The 6,198-nt window shown below is 69.8% G+C and carries 7 protein-coding genes; 4 read left to right on the top strand and 3 right to left on the bottom strand.

What is annotated here, in order from left to right:
- Together RJ03_RS12560 and RJ03_RS12555 are read right to left on the bottom strand one after the other, a co-directional pair.
- A partial coding sequence (locus RJ03_RS12560; protein ID WP_036501389.1) for a YbhB/YbcL family Raf kinase inhibitor-like protein occupies nucleotides 1-201 on the bottom strand: 201 nt, incomplete at its 3' end.
- A 33-nt stretch (nucleotides 202-234) separates the two neighbouring features.
- Complete coding sequence (locus RJ03_RS12555; protein WP_051024608.1) at nucleotides 235-1,584, bottom strand: M20/M25/M40 family metallo-hydrolase; 1,350 nt, start codon at nucleotides 1,582-1,584, stop codon at nucleotides 235-237.
- A 257-nt stretch (nucleotides 1,585-1,841) separates the two neighbouring features.
- On the opposite strand from RJ03_RS12555, the gene RJ03_RS12550 reads away from it, so the two are divergent.
- On the top strand, nucleotides 1,842-2,495 hold the full coding sequence (locus RJ03_RS12550) for a hypothetical protein (RefSeq protein ID WP_157163402.1): 654 nt from the start codon (nucleotides 1,842-1,844) through the stop codon (nucleotides 2,493-2,495).
- A 3-nt stretch (nucleotides 2,496-2,498) separates the two neighbouring features.
- Nucleotides 2,499-2,864, top strand: a complete 366-nt coding sequence (locus tag RJ03_RS12545) for a hypothetical protein (RefSeq protein ID WP_051024607.1) — start codon at nucleotides 2,499-2,501, stop codon at nucleotides 2,862-2,864.
- A 25-nt stretch (nucleotides 2,865-2,889) separates the two neighbouring features.
- Here the strand turns inward: RJ03_RS12545 and RJ03_RS12540 are convergent, their stop codons facing one another.
- Nucleotides 2,890-3,792 (bottom strand): sterol desaturase family protein, encoded by a 903-nt coding sequence (locus RJ03_RS12540; protein ID WP_036501384.1) that lies wholly within the window; start codon nucleotides 3,790-3,792, stop codon nucleotides 2,890-2,892.
- 171 nt (nucleotides 3,793-3,963) lie between these two features.
- On the opposite strand from RJ03_RS12540, the gene RJ03_RS12535 reads away from it, so the two are divergent.
- Both RJ03_RS12535 and RJ03_RS12530 read left to right on the top strand, forming a co-directional pair.
- Entirely contained in the window at nucleotides 3,964-5,433 is a 1,470-nt protein-coding gene (locus tag RJ03_RS12535) for a sensor histidine kinase (protein WP_245552262.1), read from the top strand.
- A complete protein-coding gene (locus RJ03_RS12530; RefSeq protein WP_086007235.1) occupies nucleotides 5,430-6,086 on the top strand; it encodes a response regulator in 657 nt (218 codons plus the stop codon). The genes RJ03_RS12535 and RJ03_RS12530 overlap by 4 nt, the downstream gene beginning before the upstream one ends.
- Nucleotides 6,087-6,198 lie beyond the last annotated feature (112 nt).

Raw genomic sequence — 6,198 nt, 5'->3', positions numbered from 1 at the left:
GACGGTGACCGCGAAACTCCTGGTCTCCGCCGGGAATCCGCTCCACGACAACTGCGGGGAGATATCTCGGCCGCCCGCCCCGAACACCCCGCTGACCTGCTCGTTACCCAGCGGCTGTCCGTCGGTGACATCGGTGGAGGTGAGGGTGAACTCGGGCAGCTGCGGCAATGCCGCATAGGGATTGTAGGAATAGTCGGGCACGAGGACCGTCCTTTCTGCTAGTCGAGCGGATCGTCAGCTGTGCAACAGGAAATGCTCCATGACGCGGGCGCCGAATTCCAGCGCCGACACCGGAACCCGTTCGTCCACGCCGTGGAACAGCGCGGAGAAATCCAGGTCCGGCGGCAACTGCAGCGGTGCGAAGCCGAAACACCGAATTCCCAAGCGCGCGAACGCTTTCGCGTCCGTGCCTCCGGACAGCATGTAGGGCACGGTGCGGCCGTCGGGGTCGTGGGCCAGGATCGCCTCGTTCATCGCGTCGACCAGATGCCCGTCGAAGGTGGTCTCGTAGGAGTCGAGTTTGGTGATCCACTCCCGCTCCACATCCGGGCCGATCAGCTCGTCGACCTCGCGTTCGAAGGCCGCCTGCCGGCCCGGCACCACCCGGCAATCCACGGTGGCCTCAGCGGTCTGCGGAATCACGTTCGCCTTGTAACCGGCGCGCAGCATGGTCGGATTGGCGGTATCACGCAGGGTCGCACCGATGATGCGCGAGATGGTGCCCAGTTTCGCGAGCTGCCCCTCGATATCCGGACTGTCCGGATCGAACTCGATGCCGGTCTCCTCGCTGACCGCGGCCAAAAACTCGGCCACCGAATCCGACAGCACCAGCGGGAAGGTGTGCTTACCCAGCCGCGCCACCGCCTCGGCCAGAATCGTCACCGCGTTGTCGTCGTGCAGGAACGAACCGTGGCCCGCGCGGGCCTTGGCGCGCAACCGCATCCAGCCCAGGCCCTTCTCCGCGGTCTCCACCAGATACAGCCGCCGCTCGGTGCCGTCGCGGCGCGGCACGGTCAGCGAGAAGCCGCCGACCTCACCGACCGCCTCGGTGACACCCTCGAACAGATCCGGCCGGTTGTCGGCCAGCCACTGCGAGCCCCACTTGCCGCCGTTCTCCTCGTCGGCGAGGAAGGCGAACACCAGATCGCGCGGCGGCACCGTGCCCTCGATCTTGAACTGGCGGGCGACCGCCAGCATCATGCCGACCATATCCTTCATGTCGATCGCGCCGCGGCCCCACACATAGCCGTCGCGGATCGCACCCGAGAACGGATGCACACTCCAGTCCGCGGCTTCGGCCGGCACCACGTCCAGATGCCCGTGGATCATCAGCGCACCGCGGCTGGGGTCGGCTCCGGGCAAGCGCGCGAAGACATTTCCGCGCCCCGGCGCACCCGACTCCACGTACTCGGTGGTGTACCCGGCCTGCTGCAACTGATCGGCCACCCATTGCGCACACTCGCGCTCGCCCTTGGTGGTTTCGAGCACCCCGGTGTTGGAGGTGTCGAAACGGATCAGCGTGCTGACCAACTCGACCACTTCGGCTTCCGCCCGGGAGCGGGACTCGCGCTGTACACCTGTCACGCCCCTTTCCTACCACGCGCCACGCAGGGGCGAATGCCGCCCGACCCGGCCGTGCCCGCGAATCGGCGCACCGACCTGCGCCGGGGCACGCTCACGTCGCAGCGGCGCTCGCGATGCCCGCTCCGCGGACACCGATCGCCTTGCGATCTCGCTGATCGAATTATCCGGGTGGGCGTCGCCGGAATCGCGGCGGTGACCGTGCGGCGCCTGCGCGAATCGGGCGCGCGGATTCCGGCAGCGACGCTTACCATTCCGGCATGCGCCGTCGTAGGTGGCTTCGGGCCGCGGTGTGCTCGATCGTGTTGATCGCCTGTGGCTGCGTCGGCGCGGTGGAACGCGACGCCTTCGAGCAGGAGATCCGGGCTCGCGGCGGCGGCTTCGTGGACGGGCTGCCCGCCGCGGCGTTCGAGGCGTTGCGAAACCGGCTGGGCACCGGCGACATTCAGGCCGGTGTGGTGATGTTCGTCGCTCCCGAGTCGACGCAGTTCCGGCTCGTCCTGGCCGATCAGCCCGAACAGGTGACCCGATTCCTGGCCGACCACGACGATCTGAGCACCCGCGAACCGGCCGTCCACCTGCGCGTCCGAACCGCGCGGCGCCCACGTGAACTCGACGACTACTCCTATCGCCTCGGCGCCGTGAGCGCACCGCGGCCGGTGCGCGTCTCGGCCTTCGACGACCTGGACGGCGAATGCTTCACCCTCGGCGAAGTACCCGGCCTCACCCGGCTCGAGTCGATCGTCGATACCGCCCTCGCCCGCAGCGCCCTCGCCGACGGTGTCGTTCCGGTGATCGTCGTGAGCCGATTCGGACGCGACATCCGCATCGTCGCCGACGTGACGTCCGCGCGGACGGACATGATCGCCGAATTCGATTCCGCCGGTACGTTTCTCCGCATCCGGCAGGTGTGAACAGTGCCCAGACCGCTCATTTCCGCACTCGGCACCGGCGTCGCCGCCGGAAGTATCGTCAGCTTCGTCCTGCCGCTGGCGATCTGGCCCGGGGAAGCCCGGCTCACCGCGCCGCTGTTCTGCCGGGCCCCCTACCTGGATCCGATCGTGGTGTCGGACACCTTCCACGATTCGGAGGGCACGTCGGTGAACTACACCCTCTACTGCGTGAGCGAGCGCGGCGCCCTGACCGACGAAGGGTTCGTGTTGCCGTTCCTGACGCTGTTCGCGGCGCATATCGTCCTGGTCACCGCCGTGGTCCTCGTGGCGACGCTGTGGGCGCGCAAGCCGTCGGTCGCCGCGGCGGAGACCGGCGCCGTGGAACTGTGACGTCCGAGTAGCGCACGCGGGAGCGCTAGCCGCTCGTGGCGACGGCGTTCAGTTCGGGCGGCTGTGCGGCCGGCGTCACCGTCGCGTTCTCCTGCCAGCCGGGCGGGCCGAAGACGTAACCCAGTCGCCCGCGCCAGGTGTGGGCGCCGCGCACGTCGCGCAGCAGAGCCGCGAATTCGTGATAGTTGACCTTCAACGGATTTCCGGTGCCGATGTCGTGGGTGAGCCCGTAGCGGATGGGTTCGGATTCGGCGGCGAAACTACCGAACATGCGATCCCAGACGATGAACACGCCGCCGTAGTTGGTGTCGAGGTAGGGCTGGTTGGAGCCGTGGTGCACGCGATGATGGGCCGGGGTGTTGAACACGAATTCGACCGGGCGCCACAGGGTTCGGACGCGCTGGGTGTGAATCGGGAACTGATACAGCAGGCCGAGGGTGTTCAGCAGGAAGATCATCCACGCGGGGAAGCCCAGCAGCGCGGCCGGCACCCACGCCAGGCTGCGCGTCATCGACGCGATCGGGTTGAGCCACGGCAACCGGATCGCGGTCGTCAGATTGAAGTGAGTGCTCGAGTGGTGCACCGAATGCGCCGTCCACAGCAACCGGATGCGGTGGTCGGCCCGGTGGGCCCAGTAATAGCAGAAATCGGTGACCATCAGTCCCAGCAGCCAGACCCACCAGTCGCGCGGCGACAGGTGCAGCGGTGTCCACGAGGCGGCCAGCACGATGGTGGAGAACGGCAGCACGTACTGGAGCAGGGGCTTGGTGAGCTGCCCGATCGCATAGGTGGCCCAGTTGGTGGCCGCCTCGCGCCCGTACCGGCCGCTGGGTGCGCGGTCGGGATCGCGGCGCGCGTCCCACCACTCCACGCCCATCATCGCGATGAAGGCCGGCACCGCGTACAGCGCCAGGTCCGCATTGTTCATCCGAACTCCTGTCCCGATCCGATCCGCCCGCGGGCACCGAGGCGTCCTCGCGAGCGGCGTGCCACAGCGACGGTAATGCCGCCGACCAGCCCGAACATCGGGCCCGAGAGGGACCTCCAATCCCCCGCCCGAGGGACTCGCCGTCACCGTCCGCGCCGGTATCGTCGCGGTGTGTTGTGGGAGCGAGCGGTGTCGCCGAGCCCGTGGGCGCTGCTGCGGCGTACTCCACGGCAGCCGGGGGCCGAGAGCGCGGCGGGGCCGCCGGGCGGTGAACTGCGGGCGGTTCGCCGGTCGCTGACCAGGCAATCGGTGGCGGTCGCGGTGGTCGCGGCGCTGGTGGATGCGGTCGTGTTCGCGCTCTCCGGCATCTTCTCGGTGGCGCCCGGCCCGGCGAGCGCGGTCCTGGCGGCGATCGTGGCGGCCGATCTGGCTTTCGCCGCGCCACCGGCAACGGCCGCGGTCGTCGCCGTGGTCCAGGTCGCGATCAGGCTGGCGGTCACGGTGCTGCTGCATCGGCACGGGCTGCCCGTCCGGGTGGCAGACGTCGGTTTCCTCGTCGCCGGCTATCGGGCGGGTGCTTGGTTGTCGGGCCGGGCGTCGCTGGTCACGGTGCCCGTGCTGGTGCTGGGTGCGTGCGGTGCGCCGCTGATCGCGGGCGGCGCGCCGGCGGCGGGCTGGCGCCTGCTGCTCACCTCGGCGATCTCCGGCGGCGTGGTGCCATGGCTGGTCGGCCGTTACACCGCGGGTCGCGGCGCCTACATCGCAGAACTGGAGCAGCGCGAACGGCTCGCCCGCCAGCAGCAACGGACCGCGCTGGAACGGGCACTGACCGACGAACGTGAGGCGATCGCCCGCGACCTGCACGACGTCATCTCCCATCACGTCAGCGCGATCGGTATCCATGCGGGCGCCGCGCGTTTGGCCCTGCACGGAAGTGGCGCCGCCACCGTCGCGGCGACACGCTCCCTGTCGGCCGTGGAATCGGAGAGCCGCGCGGCGATGGTGGATCTGCGCCGTCAGCTCGATCTGCTGCACGGCCGCGAGGACGCCGCTCGCCAGCCCGGTATGGCCGATATCGACGATCTGGTCGACCGCGTGCGCGGCGCCGGCCTCGATCTGACCGTCACCACCAGCGGCGCCGAACTACCCCGCTCGCTCGACATCACCGTCTACCGGATCGTGCAGGAACTGCTCACCAATGCCCTGCGCCACGGCGCCGGCAGTGCGCGGCTGACGGTCCGCAACGACGGCACCGGGGTCGAGATCGAACAGTCCAATCCACTTGCCGGCGAAGAGGATTCGAACGTCCCCGCACCTTGCGTACCGCCGATCCGGGCCACGGGTCCGCTCGATTCGGCGGCGACTCCGCACGGACCCGATGCGGTCCCCGCCGGCGAGCGCGTGTCCGTCCGCGCCACCACGCCGGCCACGGTCAGGTTCCGGTCCGGCCGGCGAGCTTCGTTGCGAGAACGCGGCCCCGCCGCCCGCCCGGGCGGTGCCGCGCCGGAGGCGGCCACGGGCGTGCATCGGGGACTCGACGGCATCCGCCGGCGCGCGGAACTCTTCGACGGCAGCGTGGACCACGGCGTCGCCGACGGCCGCTGGCGCGTCCTCGTCCGGCTCCCGGGTGGGCGGTCGTGATCGGCCCGGTCCGGGTCCTGATCGCCGACGACCACGCGATGTTCCGATCCGGACTGCGAGCCGTCCTCGATGCGGTACCGGACCTCGAATGCGTCGGCGAGGCGGGCGACGGCCGCACCGCCGTCGCCGAGACCGCGCGGCTACGGCCCGACGTGGCGATCCTCGACATCCGGATGCCGAAACTCGACGGTCTGGCGGCCACCGAGGCCATCGTGGCCGCCGGCGGCACCCGCGTGCTGGTGCTGACCACCTACGACAGCGAGGCGAGCCTGGCGCGCGCCCTGCAGGCCGGTGCCAGCGGATTCCTGCTCAAGACGCTGCCGCCGGAGGAGTTGATCGCGGCGATCCGGGTGGCGGTGCGCGGTGACGCGATCATCGACCCATCGATGACGCGCCGCCTGGCCGCCCGGCTCGCCGACACCTTGGCCCCGGCGCCGCCGCCCGATCATGCCCTGACCGCCCGGGAACAGCAGGTTCTCCTCCTGCTCGCCGATGCCCGCAGCAACAGCGAAATCGCCGCCGCTCTGGGTGTCGGCGAGGAGACCGTGAAAACCCACGTATCCCGGATTCTGGCGAAACTGCAAGTGCGCGACCGCATTCAGGCTGTCGTGTACGCGTACCGGCACGGCCTGGTGCGATCGCCGGGCCGCTAGCCGTCCGCCGAGCACCTCGGCGACGTGGGCGAATCGTGGCAAATTTCCCGCATCTCGGGTATCCGAACCCCCGCCACCACCGCCGAACCGGGATTATCCTCGCGGTGTGTCG

Origin of the sequence: Nocardia aobensis NBRC 100429, from assembly GCF_000308375.1 — a bacterium.
In the GTDB taxonomy this organism is placed as follows: Bacteria; Actinomycetota; Actinomycetes; order Mycobacteriales; family Mycobacteriaceae; genus Nocardia; species Nocardia aobensis.
Note: the sequence above shows the minus strand (reverse complement) of the source record. Positions and strands in the feature narration are given on the sequence as shown.

Bases quoted from the DNA above. Each gene is read 5' to 3' on its own strand.
- RJ03_RS12550 (WP_157163402.1), top strand. From the start codon at position 1,842: ATGCGCCGTCGTAGGTGGCTTCGGGCCGCGGTGTGCTCGATCGTGTTG.
- RJ03_RS12540 (WP_036501384.1), bottom strand. From the start codon at position 3,792: ATGAACAATGCGGACCTGGCGCTGTACGCGGTGCCGGCCTTCATCGCG.